Source organism: Desulfonema magnum (genome assembly GCF_017377395.1).
In the GTDB taxonomy this organism is placed as follows: Bacteria; Desulfobacterota; Desulfobacteria; order Desulfobacterales; family 4be13; genus Desulfonema_C; species Desulfonema_C magnum.
The window spans coordinates 1,688,211-1,705,525 of record NZ_CP061800.1; the positions used below are offsets into that span (position 1 = coordinate 1,688,211).

16 protein-coding genes are annotated in these 17,315 nt (G+C 42.1%); all 16 read left to right on the plus strand.

Going from position 1 to position 17,315, the window contains the following annotated elements:
- Nucleotides 1-2 precede the first annotated feature (2 nt).
- Nucleotides 3-1,247, plus strand: a complete 1,245-nt coding sequence (locus dnm_RS06815) for an SLC13 family permease (protein ID WP_207681930.1) — start codon at nucleotides 3-5, stop codon at nucleotides 1,245-1,247.
- A 398-nt stretch (nucleotides 1,248-1,645) separates the two neighbouring features.
- Nucleotides 1,646-2,008 (plus strand): hypothetical protein, encoded by a 363-nt coding sequence (locus dnm_RS06820; RefSeq protein ID WP_207681931.1) that lies wholly within the window; start codon nucleotides 1,646-1,648, stop codon nucleotides 2,006-2,008.
- 661 nt (nucleotides 2,009-2,669) lie between these two features.
- Nucleotides 2,670-3,230, plus strand: a complete 561-nt coding sequence (locus dnm_RS06825; RefSeq protein ID WP_207681932.1) for an SHOCT domain-containing protein — start codon at nucleotides 2,670-2,672, stop codon at nucleotides 3,228-3,230.
- A 472-nt stretch (nucleotides 3,231-3,702) separates the two neighbouring features.
- Nucleotides 3,703-3,825: a hypothetical protein gene (locus dnm_RS31160; protein ID WP_276571855.1), complete on the plus strand. Its 123-nt coding sequence runs from the start codon at nucleotides 3,703-3,705 to the stop codon at nucleotides 3,823-3,825.
- A 148-nt stretch (nucleotides 3,826-3,973) separates the two neighbouring features.
- A complete protein-coding gene (locus tag dnm_RS06830) occupies nucleotides 3,974-4,168 on the plus strand; it encodes a type II toxin-antitoxin system HicA family toxin (RefSeq protein ID WP_207681933.1) in 195 nt (64 codons plus the stop codon).
- On the plus strand, nucleotides 4,165-4,542 hold the full coding sequence (locus tag dnm_RS06835) for a type II toxin-antitoxin system HicB family antitoxin (protein WP_207681934.1): 378 nt from the start codon (nucleotides 4,165-4,167) through the stop codon (nucleotides 4,540-4,542). Before dnm_RS06830 ends, dnm_RS06835 begins: the two co-directional genes overlap by 4 nt.
- Nucleotides 4,543-4,885: 343 nt before the next feature.
- Nucleotides 4,886-5,890 (plus strand): DUF1294 domain-containing protein, encoded by a 1,005-nt coding sequence (locus dnm_RS06840; RefSeq protein WP_207681935.1) that lies wholly within the window; start codon nucleotides 4,886-4,888, stop codon nucleotides 5,888-5,890.
- A gap of 1,477 nt (nucleotides 5,891-7,367) precedes the next feature.
- Entirely contained in the window at nucleotides 7,368-7,976 is a 609-nt protein-coding gene (gene nqrE / locus dnm_RS06845; RefSeq protein ID WP_207681936.1) for an NADH:ubiquinone reductase (Na(+)-transporting) subunit E, read from the plus strand.
- Between the two features lie 47 nt (nucleotides 7,977-8,023).
- Entirely contained in the window at nucleotides 8,024-9,241 is a 1,218-nt protein-coding gene (nqrF, locus tag dnm_RS06850; RefSeq protein ID WP_207681937.1) for an NADH:ubiquinone reductase (Na(+)-transporting) subunit F, read from the plus strand.
- 320 nt (nucleotides 9,242-9,561) lie between these two features.
- On the plus strand, nucleotides 9,562-10,524 hold the full coding sequence (locus tag dnm_RS06855; RefSeq protein WP_207681938.1) for a diguanylate cyclase: 963 nt from the start codon (nucleotides 9,562-9,564) through the stop codon (nucleotides 10,522-10,524).
- Between the two features lie 206 nt (nucleotides 10,525-10,730).
- A complete protein-coding gene (locus dnm_RS06860; RefSeq protein ID WP_207681939.1) occupies nucleotides 10,731-11,483 on the plus strand; it encodes a hypothetical protein in 753 nt (250 codons plus the stop codon).
- The gene (locus tag dnm_RS06865) at nucleotides 11,480-12,178 is read left to right on the plus strand and encodes a hypothetical protein (protein WP_207681940.1); all 699 of its coding nucleotides are present in this window, start codon (nucleotides 11,480-11,482) and stop codon (nucleotides 12,176-12,178) included. Before dnm_RS06860 ends, dnm_RS06865 begins: the two co-directional genes overlap by 4 nt.
- Nucleotides 12,179-12,181: 3 nt before the next feature.
- Entirely contained in the window at nucleotides 12,182-12,661 is a 480-nt protein-coding gene (locus tag dnm_RS06870; protein WP_207681941.1) for a hypothetical protein, read from the plus strand.
- A gap of 197 nt (nucleotides 12,662-12,858) precedes the next feature.
- The gene (locus dnm_RS06875; RefSeq protein WP_207681942.1) at nucleotides 12,859-13,257 is read left to right on the plus strand and encodes a hypothetical protein; all 399 of its coding nucleotides are present in this window, start codon (nucleotides 12,859-12,861) and stop codon (nucleotides 13,255-13,257) included.
- Nucleotides 13,258-13,341: 84 nt separating this feature from the next.
- Nucleotides 13,342-14,598, plus strand: coding sequence for a UDP-N-acetylglucosamine 1-carboxyvinyltransferase (gene murA, locus dnm_RS06880; protein WP_207681943.1), 1,257 nt, complete (start codon nucleotides 13,342-13,344; stop codon nucleotides 14,596-14,598).
- Between the two features lie 280 nt (nucleotides 14,599-14,878).
- Nucleotides 14,879-17,305 carry a DNA internalization-related competence protein ComEC/Rec2 gene (locus dnm_RS06885; protein ID WP_207681944.1) on the plus strand — a complete coding sequence of 809 codons (2,427 nt, stop codon included), beginning with the start codon at nucleotides 14,879-14,881 and terminating at the stop codon, nucleotides 17,303-17,305.
- Nucleotides 17,306-17,315: the final 10 nt, after the last annotated feature.

A 17,315-nucleotide genomic window follows, 5' to 3' on the forward strand; every position in this document is an offset into this window, starting at 1 on the left:
AAATGGAAAATAATATCAATTTTTATGACTGGCTGTGTTTACGACTTCCCCTCATTCTGTTATTTGCAAACGGTTATTTTATTTATCGGCTCTTTGTGATCACAAAGCTGACAGATGTGTTTGTGTTCCGAAGCCTGCAGCGAAGTCAGGGCAGCATTAACCGCTTATGCCTTTATATCATAGGGGCGGCGGCCCTTCTTTCTTTTTTTATTCCCAATGCCGTCACTGTGCTTATTTTACTGCCCATTCTGAAAACCATTGATCAGGATATTGCTTTGCAGGCAGGTGAACACCGCATCACCACCGCCCTGACCCTGTCAACTATTTACGGCGCAAATATCGGTGGCATGGGTTCGCTTATCGGAAGCCCGGCGAATTTATTGCTGATCGGAGCTTTGGATTTATACGAAGTGCCCGGACGGGAGCAAATCGGTTTTTTTAACTGGTTTGTATGGTCTGTGCCTCTGGTCGCACTCTTTGTCGCGGCAGCATGGGCCATGGTGGCAATGCTGGCCGTGCCTCGGAAAGCACAAAAGATGTCCGTGACATTGAATGGCATGGAAGATCATAAGAATCTCTCATTGGAACAGAGATCAGGGCTGCTGATATTCGTCCTGTTTCTTGGTTTCTGGATTATGGAATCTGTTTTAAAAGAATTTATTCCCGGGTTTGACGCTGTTGATCTGCCTGCGTGCATCTGTTTTTTTACTCTTTTTCTTTATCTTGTGTTTGTCAGACATTTTGGCGTGTCTGGCAAACCGCTTTTGCGGCCAAAAGATATTTTCACAGGCTTTCCCAGACGGGGAATTCTCTTTTTATGCCTGCTGGCCGTGGTCATTTCTGTTGTTCGTTTTTTTCAAATAGACAAGCAGATTTCAGATCTGTTTTCGAGCGTCATTCGGCCGGACACACCCGGTTTTCTCATTATCCTTTTTACCATTATGACTGTGATTCTCCTTACTGAATTTCTTAGCAACACGCTTGTTTCAACGGCGTTCTTTTCCATCACCTATTTTATTTCCACAGCTCACAATATCCCTCCGCTTATTCTCATGATTGCTGTTTCCATCGCCTCCACATGCGCTTTTATGACCCCCGTGGCAACGCCCTGCAATGCCCTGGCTTTCGGAGAGATGAAGGGAACTTCCTTTCGCATGATGCTGGTTTCAGGATTTCTCCTCAATATCATCGGAGCGTTTCTGATGAGCGTCTGGTTGCAATTTATCATCCCTTTTATATATCATTGACCTGTGTACAGGACAAAAAGTTGCGACGCGGGGAAGAAACCCGGCTTTTTTCCCCGGATGAGGCGCTTTCCACTGACGGAAAAAGCCGGGTTTCTTTGGCGCTTATCTTTTTTTGTCCTGTACACAGATCATTAACAGTAACAGGAATTGCTATCAGCATAAGTAAATCAAATTACTTGCTCCCGTCAAATTTATCAATTCTTCCCTGATTCTCCAATAGTTTTTTTATAAACACAACCATTTGAAATAAAAATAATATTTTTTTGAATAAAATTTTTAAGCACTACTTTAAACTTGACATCAGCAGTGAAATGAACTAAGGAGATACCTTAAATTCTGAACAATTTCAGCATTAATATTTTTCCCGTCCGAGGGATATTCCCTGAAGGATCATCATTATGAACCTTGTCGGAAACACTTCTGATACTGTCAGCGTGCCAAAAAATGAATGGCGAACTGTTGCCAGATCAGTTGGCAATGCCGGCGCAGGGATAATCAGAGCCGTCAGGCATGTTCTGTCCTTATCCGAAGCCGGTTTTGCCGCCCTTCTTTATCAGACCCCTTCTGTATTCTTCAATAATCTGTCACATGAAATTGCGGATGAAAAGAATGACAAGCTTTGCTCCGCAGGTCAAAACTCTCAGCCAAAAATGAAGCATTTGTCCGCCATTGACACGGATCACGGAATCGCTCCATTCGTCGGTTTGCGGGCTTTTATCCATAAATCTAATTGGTCAGGTAAGACATTATCAGGGAACTGAAGACACCCGGAAAGCGAAATAAAGGAACAGGAAAGCAACATCCGAATCAGGCACCGGAAGCACTGTGAAATTCAGAATGTCACGAACACAAGCAAAGAGGGAAGATTTTGACAGATTGCATAGAGAAGCAGTAACAGCTCTCCTTGTAAATCCGATTGAGTTTTATCGAACAACCAGAAAGGCAGAGGTGATAGAAAAAATGTTCCAATATCTCATGGAATATAAACGCTAACCCGGTGTTGCTGCGGACGGGCGGGGCGCATCGGCAATGAAACGCATCGGAGAACCCCGCCCGCCGATGAACTCTGCGTTAGCACAACAAAAAATGAAAAGGAGGTCACCCATAAAACAAAATATATAAAATGCGTTTTGAGAAAACAATATACCAAAAATTGATGGAAACAAGTTGGTAAAATAGGGGGCTGATAGATAACTACTCTGTTTTATAAGAATCATTAGTATATCTTAGTAATGGTTCGGAGGTTCGGACACTTTTTGAAAATCAAGGTTTGCCAAAAACTAACTTACTGAAATTAAAATATTTTAGTTTTTGAAGTTAAAACCATCGAATCTAATAAAAACAGTATGTTATAAAAACGGCCCAACGTATTGTTTTAAAAATATTTTTTAAATAATTCTATTAAATTGGAAAGGAGATATAATGTCTTCATTAACTGACCTCAAAGACAGAATTGATACAAAAACACTTAATATGGTTCTTCTTACATTTGCAACAGGAGGGATATACACAATTCTTTGGTTATATCGAAATTATTCGATAATAGATGAAATTACTGAAACAAAAACTATCAATGATACATTTGTAATTTGGATTGCTGTATGTGTCGGCTTAGGTTCTCTATTCGGGAGTAGTTATGACCAAGCACTTATGATAATAGGGGGAATACTTTCTATTGCTAGCACCGTTTTGTATATAGTCTGCGCCTTTAAAATGAAGACCTGCCTTCAGAATTATGTGTTGAATAAGTTCAAAATGGAATTTCCAATGAATGGTTTTTATACATTTATATTCAGCATATTTTATATAAATTACTGTATCAATGATCTTGGTAAATTAGAATCAAGGCAGAGAGTAAAATCCTCAGAATATGAAAATATTGCACAGCAACTTGAAAAATTGGCAGAATTAAAAGAAAAAGGAATTATTAATGAAGAAGAATTTAATAGCCAAAAGGCAAAATTACTTAATGGAAATGTATAATCGCCCTAACCCAAAAAGCTATTTTTTCTATTAAATTTGATGAGATAACTACTAACGTGATTTTAAGAACTTTTTTCATTACTCCGACAGTTCGTTTGGTGTATTCCGAAAAAGTAGGTCGAAACATAACTGTTTGATTTTATTAGTATCAAATTTTTTGAGTTAAAATTAGCCATCTAATAAATTCAATAGGTTAAATTTTATAAAATCTGAAATTGAAATATTTCCTACTTTTTGGGAATGCGCCCGTTCGTCTTAGTCCAGCTTTGAAGCAAGGCAGTGGTTAAAACCACCGCCTCTAAAATGCTTTTTTTTTCAGTAGTAATTCAGCCAGCCGATATTCAAGTTGCTATCTTTCAGTTGCCGGTTGTTGTTTAACCTGAAAACTCAGGCGTCGCCCAGGCGGGTTGGGCCACGCTAACCGCCTGTGATAAAAAGAATTATGTCTGAATTCTGATCTGAAAACAGCCCTATGATCGCTTTTTGGGGGTCAGAAAGAGCGATATGGGAGAAAAAGCGTATGGCAGAACTTTTCAGCTTCGTGAGGAAACAGAATCCCATAACGCCTGTTTTTATGATGAAAAGTGAGACATAGCCCCTGAAAACGCCTGTAATCGGATTGATTTTACTGATTTTTCAAATGATTAGCATGGCCAGACCCCATACCTGCCTATAGCCCCCATTTCTTGTGTCTCCCGAATTTCTTTTTGATTTTTTTGTATTACAATGATATTATATTTAGTATGCCACGAAAAATCAGACAACTTATCAAGGACCTTGAAAAAGCAGGATTTGTTATTCGACGCGGGAAGGGCAGCCATCGTAATTTTATTCATCCCAAAGGAATCGCCATCACGGTTTCCGGCAAACTTGGAGATGACGCAAAACATTATCAGGAAAAAGAAGTTGAGATAAAAATAAAGAGGTCTGAAAAATGAAAAAGAAAGACCATTATCTGAAAATTGTTGAATGGTCGGATGAAGATCAATGCTATGTCGGTTCAATTCCTGGCTGGATTGGCAAATGTTGTCATGGTGACAACGAAGAGGAAGTTTATCACGAATTATGTCAGATAGTTGAAGAATGGATCGAAATTTATGAGGAAGACAATATTCCTTTACCTCCGAGCATTATTGCAAAAAAATTTTCCGGCAAATTCCAACTGCGAATTGACAGTGATTTGCATAAGGCACTTGCTATCCGGGCAATGCAAGCCAATGAAAGTTTAAATAATTTTTGTGGAAAAATATTAAAAAAAACAATTTCACAACCTGATATATCAAGAACTGATAATTGTATTGAGAGGGACTAAATCATGTCGCGGAGAGTTCCACACCTTACTTAATTATTGACAATGGCCAATGCAAAAAAAGTAAGGTGTCCTCGGAACCCCCCGGAACTCTCCGCATAGCCGACCAAATGCCTGAGCCGTGAATTCGGGGGACACAATACTTATTTTTTTGACAAAGAAATAATTGCTGTGTACGCCTGCCCGGAAACGATATTAAATCGGAAGTTGTCACCCGAAAAGCCGGGCAGAAAGTTGAAATCGAATAAATAAGTATTGTGTCCCCTGAATTTTCTCTGATTCCCCGAAAAATTGGGATACCGGAGGGCAGCATGGCTATGACAGGACACGAAAGCGGGGAAAGGGAATGGAGAGAGATAAAGGAACGCTTATAAGTTGGAATAATGACAAAGGTTACGGGTTTATTCGTCCCTGTAACAATAAAGAAGATATTTTTCTCCATGTGAAATCGTTACCCCATCATCAGCGTCGCCCCAAAGTCAATGATGTGCTGACGTATGAGGTTGGCGTTGATGAAAAGCGGCAGCATTACGCACGTTCTGCAAAAATTGAAGGGATTGCCTGGTCTTATTTTACCATCATCTGGCCCGGTATCACCCTTCTCTTCGGAATCTATGTGTATTTTGTCCTTCAGCAAAAACTTCCTTTTCACCCGCTTGCGATCTACGCGGCAATGAGCCTCCTCACGATACGGGCATATAGCCGGGACAAGCGTGCCGCACGATTAGGGACATGGCGCACTCCTGAACGCAGACTGCATATCTTCGAGATGTTGGGCGGATGGCCGGGCGCGTTACTTGCTCAGCTATGTTATCGTCATAAATCGCGGAAGACAAAGTATCAGATAGTCTTTTGGATGATTGTTGCCAGCCATGGGGTTCTGTGGTATCATATCCTGACTCATCAGAGCATGTACCGACCTTACCAGCAGGCTGTCACAGAAAAAGCCCGCTCATTTGTCAGTCAGGCCAAAGAAGAAATACTGCGCCTTTCAGAGATGATAAATTCAGAAGATGCGCTGACAAGTGAGGATCATGCAGAAGCGACTGAACAGGTTAAAACAGGCCATCGGTCAATAACCTCCGACAAACAAGTGATTAAAACGGGCCGCCGGTCAATAATAATCCCCGACAGACAACTCCGTATTGTCAAAGGAGTTGTGAAAGAGATTCGTCCGCAGGAAGGAGTTACCGTATCATTACAATTAGGAACAGGAATTCTTGACAAATCCACGCTTGTCAGCGATTTTCCCACACGTTTTATGCAGGGAGAGCGTATTCGGGTGGCTATACACACGATTAGGATGAGAGGAAACAAGGAGCGTATAGAATTAATACTCGTCGAAAAATAATGAGACATAAAAATATAACCTGGCGATGCTCGTGCCAAGCTAAATCCAGATTGTTGAGATCGGGCGTAAGCTCTTGAAATTCGATGATGTTACCCAGTGGGTGATCGGAAAATGAGGCAGAGCGGGTGTTGGGTCGGGCCGTGCTAACCGAATAATATTAAATAAATTACTTGCTTGTTTTGGCTGCAAATTGTGCCAATAATCATCTTTTCGAGGTCAGAAAGAGCGATATGGGAGGAAAAGCGTATGCCAGGGTTTTTCTAATAAGCATCTTTCCGGGGTCAGAAAGAGCGATAGGGGGAGGCAAAGCGTATGCCAGGGCTTTTCAGCTTCCTAAAGCAACAGAATCCCATAACGCCCGTTTTTATGGTGAAAAGTGCGATATAGCCTAAGCCGTCTAAAAATGCCACTTTTTGCCATTATTTTCTGTTCGTATCTGTTCCCTTCGACAAGCTCAGGGAACGCATGTCAGCCGTGCCCTGAGCCGCAGTGTCCCCAATGCTGTTGACTTAAGAAATTCCGGGCGGATCCGGAGTGCAAAAATTTTATTTTTGCAATTGCGAAAAAGCATTTTTCGCACTCCGGAGAAATTCGCCTGCTATTAAGTCAACAGTATTGTGCAGTGTCCCGGGCCGCAGTATCCCGGGCCGCAGTATCCCGGGCCGCAGTGCCCCTGAGCCGCAGTGCCCTGAGCTTGTCAAAGGGCAGATCGGGGCAGGTCAGAAAGCGGATAAGGAAAATTAACTGATTTAGACAGCCTAAAGATAGCCCCTGAAAATGTTTGCAATTGAATTGAATTTAATAATTTTTCAATTAATTAGCATGGCCCGATCCCATAGCCCCATACCCCATAGCCTAATATTTTTTCAGCCATTTCTTTGAAAGCAATATCCCACCCAGCCCTCGGATTTGAAGCAGGGCGAATAATGATTTGATCTTTCCCTGCCTCAAGGTCAGCATCTTCAATAATTCCTGTTTGCTAACGATTTTTAAATACTATAAATATGCCGTCCCTACGGGACTTGACTGCCGGACGGGGTTTGCAACCCCGTCCGAAACGTTTGTTTTCGGGGGTCGGAAAATATTTCGGACGGGGTTGCAAACCCCGTCCGGCAGATAATAATCCTTGTTTGCTAACGACTTTTAAATACTATAAATATGCCGTCCCTACGGGACTTTTCAGGGTGTAATTATATGATCAGCCTTCGGAATTTAATCGGAGAAAAAGTTTTAATCAGTTCAATTACATTTTGCATCTTGATAAAATTCATTTTTTCTGATATAATATAAAAAAATTAGAAAAAGACAGCCGCCCAATTCTCAAATTATTACCCAATCGAAAATTCGTTGGAAATCCCGGTCCCGGCCGCTTTGAATTGGCTATTTTGAAGCATTTCCCTCAGATTTGCCAATCCCGCAGGAACGGGTCAGGGGGATTTTCGAACGGTGATTATGATTCTGAAAGGATAAATCAAATATGGAAAATTTGCTGAGTATTGCCCTGAATTCTGTCTTTGTCGGAAATATCCTGCTGGCCTATTTCCTGGGGATGTGTTCATTTCTTGCGGTTTCAAAAAAAATGGAAACAGCCACCGGTCTCGGATTTGCCGTAATTTTTGTGCTTGCCATTACCACGCCGACAAACTGGATTATCTATCATTATCTGCTGGCCCCGGGTGCCCTGTCATGGGCAGGTCTGCCTGCTGCGGATATCAGTTTTCTGAAATTTATCATCTTTATTGCCGTCATTGCCGCCATGGTGCAGATCGTGGAAATGGTGATTGACCGGTTTTCCCCTGCATTATACACTGCATTGGGAGTCTTTCTTCCGCTAATAGCGGTCAACTGCGCCATACTTGGAACATCATTATTCATGGTGGAACGAAATTATACATTTACAGAGTCACTTGTTTTCGGCATCAGTTCGGGAACTGGCTGGATGCTTGCCATTGTGTCAATGGCAGCCATAAGAAAAAAACTCAGATATGCTGATGTCCCGGAAGGTCTTGAAGGCTTCGGTATCACCATGATTGTCACGGGCCTGATGGCCATGTCATTTATGCTTTTTTCAGGAATAACGCTCTGATCAGCTGTCAGTTGTTATCTGACATCTGAAAAAAAAGGGGATTTGAAATGATTTACATTATCAGCACAACTGTTTTTTCATCCGTGATATTTATTCTTCTGGCAATGCTTTTGCTGGTTGAATCAAAGGTGGTAAAAAAAGGAGACTGCACGATTCTTATCAATGATAATGAGGAAAAAAGCATCAAAGTTCCAGGGGGGGGAACTTTGCTGTCCGCGCTTCTCAGCAATAAAATATTGCTTCCTTCGGCCTGCGGGGGCGGCGGTTCCTGCGGAACATGCAAATGTGTTGTAAAACAAGGCGGCGGCGGTATTCTGCCTACGGAACTGCCCCATTTAAGCAGAAAGGAAAAAAGGGAAAATGTCCGTCTTGCCTGCCAGCTAAAGGTCAGACAGGATATGAACATCCGTATTCCTGATGAGATATTCAGCATAAAAAAATACCATGCCACTGTTGCTTCAAACAAGAATGTTGCAACATTTATCAAAGAACTTGTGTTAAAACTCGATCCTGATGAAAAAGTCGAATTTAATGCCGGGGCTTACATGCAGATTGACATTCCGGAATATGAGGCTTCTTTTTCGGATTTCAGAGTTGAGGACAAGTTCAGACCGGCCTGGGACAGGTTTAATTTGTGGGGATTAAAGGCCAGATCAGAAGAAGCAGTATTCAGAGCATATTCTTTGGCAAATCCGCCCTCTGAAAAGGGAATTCTGAAATTTACCATACGAATTGCCACACCGCCTCCGAGTGCCTCGGAAGCGCCTCCCGGGGTGGGGTCTTCATACGTTTTTAATCTGAAAGAAGGCGACAAGGTTACATTGAGCGGGGCATATGGTGAATTTTTTGTAAAAGAGACAGACCAGGAAATGTGTTTTGTCGGCGGCGGCGCGGGCATGGCTCCCATGCGGAGCCAGATATTAAACCAGTTGCTGGATATAAAAACAAAGCGTAAAATGTCTTTCTGGTATGGTGCGAGATCAAAGGCGGAAATGTTCTATGATGAGGAATTCAGGGAACTTGATCAGAATAACGAAAATTTTTCCTACTATGTTTCCCTTTCTGATCCTCAGCCGGAAGATAACTGGGATGGCATGACAGGATTTGTCCATCAGTGCCTTTATGATTATTATCTCAGTGAGCATAAGGACCCTGCTGAGATCGAATATTATCTCTGCGGTCCCCCGCCGATGCTTGATTCAATTATTAAAATGCTGGATGATCTCGGGGTTGAACCGGAAATGATTGCCTATGACAAATTCTGATTTTTAATCCGATTTTTGTAAATCGTTCTGTCCGGGAATCGCCGTATATTGACCCCTTCAGTTCGTAAAAAAAACTGATGGGGTTCTGCTTTCCGTTAATTCTTTTTTTTTAGCCGGACGGTTTTTTTTAGCCGGACGGGGTATGCAACCCCGTTCGGGATGTTTTCCGGATCACCGCGGACAGAATGATTTAAATTGGTCAAAATCATTTAAATTGACGGGGCAGCCTCCCTGCTTTCAGAATGTTCAGGAGCATCTCATCCAGTCAGCGACAGCTGAACCGGAAGAATCATAAGGGTAAAATTGAGGATGAGTTATTAGTGATTTATTTTAGCCATAGCCCTATGAATGAAAATATTGATATTCTTATTGTCGAAGACAGTAAAACCCAGGCATTGCACTTGAAAATCATTCTTGAGCAACAGGGATATCGAATTACTATGGCTTCTAATGGCATGGAAGGTCTGAACCTGTTGAAAAAGAAATGCTTTCCTATCGTTATCACCGATTGGATCATGCCTGAAATGGATGGTTTTGAATTTTGTCAGGCTGTAAGAAAACAAGAATTTGCAGGATATGTTTATATCATTCTTTTAACAACCAAAGCCTCCAAAAAAGATATTATTTCAGGACTGGAGGCCGGTGCGGATGACTATCTCATCAAACCGGTGCATGAGGCGGAGTTGGCTGCCCGGCTGAATACGGCAAAGCGGATCATAAGGCTTGAATATTCCCTTCGGAAACATAGTGAGGAGATTGCGATTTTATCCATTACGGATCCGCTCACCAAAACATATAACCGGAGATATCTGAACGAAAACCTGCCATTGGCCATTAAAAGAGCCATCAGGTACAGCCATCCGTTATCCGTGATTATTTGTGATATAGATCACTTTAAAAAAGTCAATGATTGTTACGGACATCAGGCCGGGGACCGGGTTTTAGAAACATTTGCCAGATACATCAGGCAATCTGTCCGAAAAGGGTTGGACTGGGTCGTAAGATATGGCGGCGAAGAATTTCTTATTGTTCTCCCTGAAACCAAACTGAGCGGAGCCTGTAAAGTCGCTGAAAGATACCGCCATCTGATTTCCAGAATATCAGTTTCGCATGGAAAAGAAAAAATAAAAATTACAGCCAGTTTCGGAGTGGCATGTGTTTTTCCTTCAGAAAAAGGAACCCGGGTCACCATGGAATCCCTGATCGCCGCGGCCGACCAATGCCTGTACCGGGCCAAAGAGGAGGGGAGAAACAGGAGTTTCGCAGTATTGTTGGAACACTGAAGACTGACATAAAATTAAATCTTAACAGACGGTTGAAAGAACAGACAGGGGAGAATTCTTATTTGCTGATGTTTTATGGGGAAGCAAAACAGATTGAATAATCATATCTGAATTTTAAGTTGCTGTTTGGGATTTATCTCTGTATTATTTTTTTATGTCAAGGAATAGGATCAGATTTTGCCATTTCTTATTTATGGAGTTAAATTATGATGAAAAATAATAAAATCTGGTATGTTGAAATGTTAAGGGTCACTGCCTTCTCAGCAGATACTTCGGTTATTGAAACTGAATGGTGGGAAAAGCTTATGCCGAAGGAACCACCAGAGAAGAGACTTTCTCGTCCAAAAGAAAAAATTTACAGAGATGAAGGGGCATTTGAGAAGGGAAAATTAATATTAAATATTACTGTCCCCAGAACGGATTGGCTATATACTGCTGCTGACCTTAATAAGGACAAAGAACTGCCCATTATTGATCAGTTCAATAAAATTGGAAATAATTTCTATAAATTAATAAAGGACTGGTTAAGAATTTGTACGCCTGTAAATCGGCTGGCTTTTGGGGCAATTTTATTACAACCCGTTGAAAACAAGGAAGAGGGATACAACAGGATGTCACAGTATCTGACTCACATTCAGCTAGATCCGGTCAGTTCTTCAGATTTTTTATATCAGATAAATCGTCCTCGCCAGTCTGATTATGTTGATCACCTGTCTGTAAATCGCCTTTCCAAGTGGTCAGTAGTAACACTTCGAACTCTTCATTTTCAATTAGATTCTAATGATAGAACAGCGTCCTCTGTGTCTTCTTATAATGGCTCAAGTGCATGCAGATTGGAAATAGATATTAATACCTCACAGGAATTCTCAGGTGAATTCTCAGAGGAAGAACTCTTAAAACTTTTCGATGAATTAATAGCTTTAGCCAATGAAATTTCTGTTTATGGTGACATAAAATGAATTTTGACACAGAAACCAATATTAAGCCATTTCGGGAAAGTGAGATTGTTGCAATCGTATCTTGTAAAACCTTGATGAATCAATTTGACACAGAATTGAAAGAAGAACTTATATATGATTTCTCTTCGCATACAGATAATCCTCAAATTTATCAGTCTCTCAGAGATATTAAAGAGTTAAATAGTCCTGCAAAGCTAATGATGAATCTCGTTCAGTTCCCCGAATATCAGGACACCGGATCTCATTCATCACTACCTGTGCAGGATTGTCAAGAGTTATATTTTAGGGAATTTTACTTTTCGGAAATAGCAAATTTCTCCGCTATAACAAGTAACGAAAAGTTAATTGATGAGAACTTAATTTTAGAACAGGCAAAAAATTTGACCGAAGCCAATCGTATTTCCGAAGCACGTAAACTATTGTCAAAAATACAACCCGGGATTTCAAGAAAATTAGACAATTGGCGAAGAGTATTAGCTGAACCAAAAGTGAAAATAGAAAAGTCTGCAACAGGCGGGAGTGTCAAAGAAGATGCTTTATGGCTTAAAAATAATTCTTCTAAATATAAGGGAAAATGGGTAGCATTAAAGCAAGGTTCTTTACTCGGCAGTCATGAAAGTCGTGTAAAACTTCATTTCTCTCTGAAAGAATCCGGTAAACTGATTGGTACGACATTTTTTCGCGTTGAAAATTAAAAAATGAAACAATTGTTAATACAAAATAAGAAAAACAATCAGGTATGGAATAGTGGTTGTGCATCGTTTTTAGTGGGTCATAAGATAGGCTCATATCCTCTTTCAGTTGCTGTAAAATGTCGGATAGGAAGCTTGGAGGGGGCAGAAGATTACGCACTTTTGGATACCGGGGCTTCGTGGTCAGTGATCGGAGGAGACATTGCTGCGATTATAGAAGAAGAGATTGGTGAGCCAATTCAATCTTTCCCGATAAGTACCAGACTGGGTAAAATTTCAGACTCATTACATCGTATAGATATTAGTCTGTTAGCGGAGCAGAATTCTGGTCATGATCTCACTGTTGACAGCACTGTCTTTGTTTCACAAGAATGGGACGGGCCAATAGTTCTTGGTTATAATGGTTTTTTAGAAAGGATACGTTTTGCTCTTGATTCCGGCATATTTCCTGGTGAAGAGCTTTTTTATTTTGGTAAGAGCGGATGATTCAGGAAAAAAAAATAAAGATATTCTTATTACTCGATGTTCAAGTTTTTTCTGTCATTCCGTTCGGCGTGAGATCAGTCGAACGGAATGACAGAAAAAAATTTGATTATCGAGTATAAAAAATAATAAATTATAAAAAAATTCTCTAAATTATTACAGAATTTTAAAACAAGAACAACATTCAGAAGGTATAAAAAATGCCTGTAAAAAATTTGTGGGGAGAATTGCCCCAGGCAGGTGAAATCCGTACACCTTATATGATTCTTCGTGAACAAGCAGAGCTTCTCGGAGAGATGACAGGAGATATTCTGCAGGGGCGTGTCCGAAAAATACAAGATGAAAATTCAAAATCTTTTACTTATTTTTTTGATATTTTAGCCCCTGCCCTTGATAATTATGTCTTCAGGATTCTCATGATTCGTTATGAAATAACATTGTATCCTGTGACGCTTAAAGATTTTGTAAATGATATGAGCGACGAATGCAACACAGAAGGAGAGTTTACCGAACTGTTGGAAAAAGTTCTTTCTTCAGATGAAACAAAAAGAGTGGTTTCAGGACTTCTCTCCCAGATCAGGGCGGAATCCGAATTCTGATTTTTTATCATAAACAGTCTCAGACGCGGACTGTCCGAAGTTTGCGAAAATTCGGAGGTCTGTCATACAGAAAGCAAAACATAAATGGATAAAATTGTCATAGAGGGAGGTTCTGTTCTTAAAGGAGAAGTAAAGATCAGCGGCGCGAAAAATGCGGCCCTGCCCATACTTGTCTCTTCTCTCCTTGCAGACGGATGGAACACCTATCACAATGTCCCGAATCTTAAAGATATACAAAGTATCAGACATCTGCTTTCGGATATCGGGGCAAAAACTGAAACCCATGGAAACACAGTTCGGATTGACGCGGGGGGCCTTTGCAAATCCGAGGCCCCTTATGATCTGGTACGGAAAATGCGGGCGTCGGTCCTGGTTCTGGGTCCTCTTCTTGCCAGACTTAAAAAGGCCAGGGTATCTCTGCCCGGGGGGTGCGCTATTGGCGCACGGCCCATTAATTTGCATCTGAAAGGACTTTCCCAGCTCGGAGCCAGTATTGAGCTGAAGCATGGGTATGTTGAAGCCACTGCGGATCGTCTCAGGGGAAATGACATCTATTTTGATGTGCCGACAGTGACCGGCACTGAAAATCTGATGATGGCCGCTGTGCTGGCCGAAGGTGTCACGGTGTTTCGTAATGCGGCACGCGAACCTGAGGTGATCGCGCTTGCCGATGTCCTGAATAAAATGGGCGCGGACATACAGGGGGCCGGTAATTCAGTCATCACCATAAACGGCGTGCCGTCGCTGCATCCTGTAACGGTTTCCATCATACCTGACCGGATTGAAGCGGGAACATTTATGATTGCGTCCGCACTGACCCGGGGGGATGTGACGATTTCGGATTGTGAACCGAATCATATGAGAAGCCTTATAAACAAGCTGAAGCTCACCGGTACAGACATCGAAGTTGAGGAGAAAAGCATACGGGTACGAGGAACAGACAGAATTGAGAGTGTGGATGTGAAAACTCTGCCTTATCCGGGATTTCCCACTGATATGCAGGCACAGTTCATGGTTCTCATGTCTGTGGCAAAGGGTCTCAGCATTATTTCCGAAACCATATTTGAGAACCGTTTTATCCATGTCAGCGAATTAAAACGGATTGGCGCGGATATTATCATATCCGGTAATTCAGCCGTCATAAAAGGGGTTCCCATGCTGTCCGGTGCGCCTGTGATGGCCACGGATCTCAGAGCAAGTGCGTCTCTGATTCTGGCCGGGCTTGTGGCCCAGGGTAAAACCGAAGTCAGACGGGTGTATCATCTGGATCGCGGGTATGAGGCCATTGAAAAAAAGTTTGCCCGGCTTGGGGCCTCGATCCGTCGGGTCTCTGCGGAATGAAAAACAAATAACAGCACGGATGTTCAGGAACAAATCGCCTGATGCTTTTCTTTCGCTACAGGGATTCGTCCGGGGAAAAAATCCGGGTTTCTCCCATTTTCCGAACATATGGCGGAGGGTTAAGGAACCCGGCTTTTCGGGCCTGGGAACATTTCGTCCGGGAAAAAATCCGGGTTTCTCCCATTTCCCGCACACACGGCGGACGGGCTTTGCCGGTCCGATATGATGAATGCTTTCTGTATTTATAATGGAAAGAATGACAACTGATAAATAATCAACAATGGATAAATTTCGTCCCCGTCCTGTGATTTATCTTCTGCTTGCCCTGATAGTTGGCATCCTTTCCGGATCTGCCTTTCCAGACCACAGAATTCTGACCGGGTTCGTTATTTTGATATGTGTCAGTTTTATTGTTCGCTGGCTCATACAGAAAAAACCTGCTTTTCTTTGGCTCGTCCTCTTCTGTTTTGCTTGGGGATATTTTTCCGTACAACCCTTTGCATCTCCCCGGTTTCCCCCCAATCATGTCATAAATTTTACTGACAAATATAAGTGGTTAATTATAGGTGTTATTGATGAGAAACCCATAAAATCCGAAAACCGGCTGAAATTTAATTTAGAAGTTGAAACCCTTGGCAGCAACCGTACACCTGTTACGGGAAAAATTCGTGTCAGCACATCGGGGAATGTACCTGAGCTTTCCAGAGGGGACAAAATTTCTTTTGTCGCCATGGTCAAATCCATCAGAAATTTTGGCAATCCCGGAGGATTTGACTATGAGAGATACATGGCTTTCAAACGCGTCTGGGCAACAGCTTATGTTCATGAAAGCTACGGGATTGATATATTAGAAAAAGGTCCGGAAAAAGGAAGGTTGGAAGATTTCCGGGGCAAAATTTCCGCGCTGATAGATGAAACAAAGCCAGGAAAGCACATCGGCATTCTGAAAGCCATGATCATAGGAGATAAAGGCGAAATCTCACAATCTCTCAGGGAGGATTTCAGCCGGGCGGGGATTGCTCATCTTCTTGCCATTTCAGGGCTTCACATCGGCATTATTGCAGGGCTTGCATTTATTTTTTTCCAATGGCTGCTTTCCTATTTTCAGTTCTCCTTTTGGGACGGATGGCCCATAAAAGGCGCGGCGTTTTTTTCCCTGTTCCCAATACTTGCATATGGCTTTCTTGCTGATATGTCCGCTTCGGGCGCGACCCAGAGAGCTGTCATTATGACTGTGGTTTATCTGGTGGCAATCCTGATTGAAAATAAGCATGATCCCATAAACACGTTGGGGATCGCGGCCATGGTTATCCTTATCGCTGACACGCCTTCTCTGTTCTCAGTTTCTTTTCAGCTATCATTTTCAGCTGTTCTTTCAATTATATATGGACAGTCTAAAATACCGAAGGACTGCCGGGGAGGGAAACTGTTTTCCGCTTTCCTGGTTTCGCTTTTTACTATTATCGGCACGTTACCCTTTATCATGCTCTACTACCAGAATGTCACACTGGTGGGTCTTTTTGCGAATTTTGTTTTTGTTCCTGTTATCGGATTTGTTGTCATCCCCTTAGGGCTGCTTTCTGTTTTATTATATTTGTTCAGCGCCCAGGCAGCATCGGTCTGTATTCATATCAGCGCATTTGTGCTGAAAAACACCCTTGAAATAGTAACGCCCACTTATTTTGAGATATTTGCTTTTTATATATTGGCATGGGCAATTCTGAACAGAATAAGCATCCGGCCGGAGGCGTCTGATGAAAAAAACAGATTTGCACGGAAACGGGCAACATCGATTGCTGCCATCCTCATATTTGTTTTCATTGGCGATGCGTATTACTGGCTGAATCAGAGGTTTTGGCATGATGATCTGAGGGTGACGGTGATTGATGTGGGTCAGGGAAGTTCCGCCCTTGTGGAAACTCCGGGCGGCGAATGTTTTCTTTTTGACGGAGGCGGTTTTCCTGAAGGTTCGGTTTTTGATGTGGGAGAAAGAATCCTTGCTCCTCTTTTATTAAAAAAAAGAATCAAGACAATTGATACCATAGTGCTTTCCCATTCTGACAGCGACCATCTGAACGGGCTTTTATACATTGTAGACCATTTCAACGTCAGAAGCGTTTGGAAGAATAATAATGAATGCGATGAAACGAACTACTTCAGATTTCTGGAACTTATCCAGGAGAACGGAATTTATACTCCTGAATTCAAAGATATCATTGGTGAACACGAGATAAAACGCGGATGTGCGGTGGTACTTTATCCGCCAGAGGATTTTATTGAAAAGCAGGAAAAAGAGCCGTGGCGAAAAAAACCTAACAATACTTCAGTTGTTGTAAAAGTGACTTTTGAATCGGTGTCATTTCTGTTTCCCGGAGATATTGAGGCTGAAGCGGAGCAGGAGCTTGTTGAGATGGCAGGAGACAAATTAAAAAGCACTGTCCTTGTTGCACCGCATCACGGCAGCAAAACTTCAAGCACCGACGCGTTTCTTGATGCAGTGAATCCTGAGTATGTTATCGTGTCCGCAGGATGGAATAACAGGTTTCATCTTCCGCATCCTTCGGTGATAAAGAAGTATGAGGAACGAGGATACCAGATTTTCCGCACTGATGAGAGCGGGGCAATAAGTGTCTCAACAGATGGAGAGCGGGTTGTGATTGAGCCGTATTATCAAAAGGTTGAAAATCTGCCTGATTCGCCCCTCTGAACCACGGATG

Bases quoted from the DNA above. Each gene is read 5' to 3' on its own strand.
- dnm_RS06865 (WP_207681940.1), top strand. From the start codon at position 11,480: ATGAATTTTGACACAGAAACCAATATTAAGCCATTTCGGGAAAGTGAG.
- dnm_RS06870 (WP_207681941.1), top strand. From the start codon at position 12,182: ATGAAACAATTGTTAATACAAAATAAGAAAAACAATCAGGTATGGAAT.
- dnm_RS06885 (WP_207681944.1), top strand. From the start codon at position 14,879: ATGGATAAATTTCGTCCCCGTCCTGTGATTTATCTTCTGCTTGCCCTG.
- dnm_RS06830 (WP_207681933.1), top strand. From the start codon at position 3,974: ATGCCACGAAAAATCAGACAACTTATCAAGGACCTTGAAAAAGCAGGA.
- dnm_RS06840 (WP_207681935.1), top strand. From the start codon at position 4,886: ATGGAGAGAGATAAAGGAACGCTTATAAGTTGGAATAATGACAAAGGT.
- dnm_RS06825 (WP_207681932.1), top strand. From the start codon at position 2,670: ATGTCTTCATTAACTGACCTCAAAGACAGAATTGATACAAAAACACTT.
- dnm_RS06815 (WP_207681930.1), top strand. From the start codon at position 3: ATGGAAAATAATATCAATTTTTATGACTGGCTGTGTTTACGACTTCCC.
- dnm_RS06820 (WP_207681931.1), top strand. From the start codon at position 1,646: ATGAACCTTGTCGGAAACACTTCTGATACTGTCAGCGTGCCAAAAAAT.
- dnm_RS06875 (WP_207681942.1), top strand. From the start codon at position 12,859: ATGCCTGTAAAAAATTTGTGGGGAGAATTGCCCCAGGCAGGTGAAATC.
- nqrE (WP_207681936.1), top strand. From the start codon at position 7,368: ATGGAAAATTTGCTGAGTATTGCCCTGAATTCTGTCTTTGTCGGAAAT.
- nqrF (WP_207681937.1), top strand. From the start codon at position 8,024: ATGATTTACATTATCAGCACAACTGTTTTTTCATCCGTGATATTTATT.
- dnm_RS06860 (WP_207681939.1), top strand. From the start codon at position 10,731: ATGATGAAAAATAATAAAATCTGGTATGTTGAAATGTTAAGGGTCACT.
- murA (WP_207681943.1), top strand. From the start codon at position 13,342: ATGGATAAAATTGTCATAGAGGGAGGTTCTGTTCTTAAAGGAGAAGTA.
- dnm_RS06835 (WP_207681934.1), top strand. From the start codon at position 4,165: ATGAAAAAGAAAGACCATTATCTGAAAATTGTTGAATGGTCGGATGAA.
- dnm_RS31160 (WP_276571855.1), top strand. From the start codon at position 3,703: ATGATCGCTTTTTGGGGGTCAGAAAGAGCGATATGGGAGAAAAAGCGT.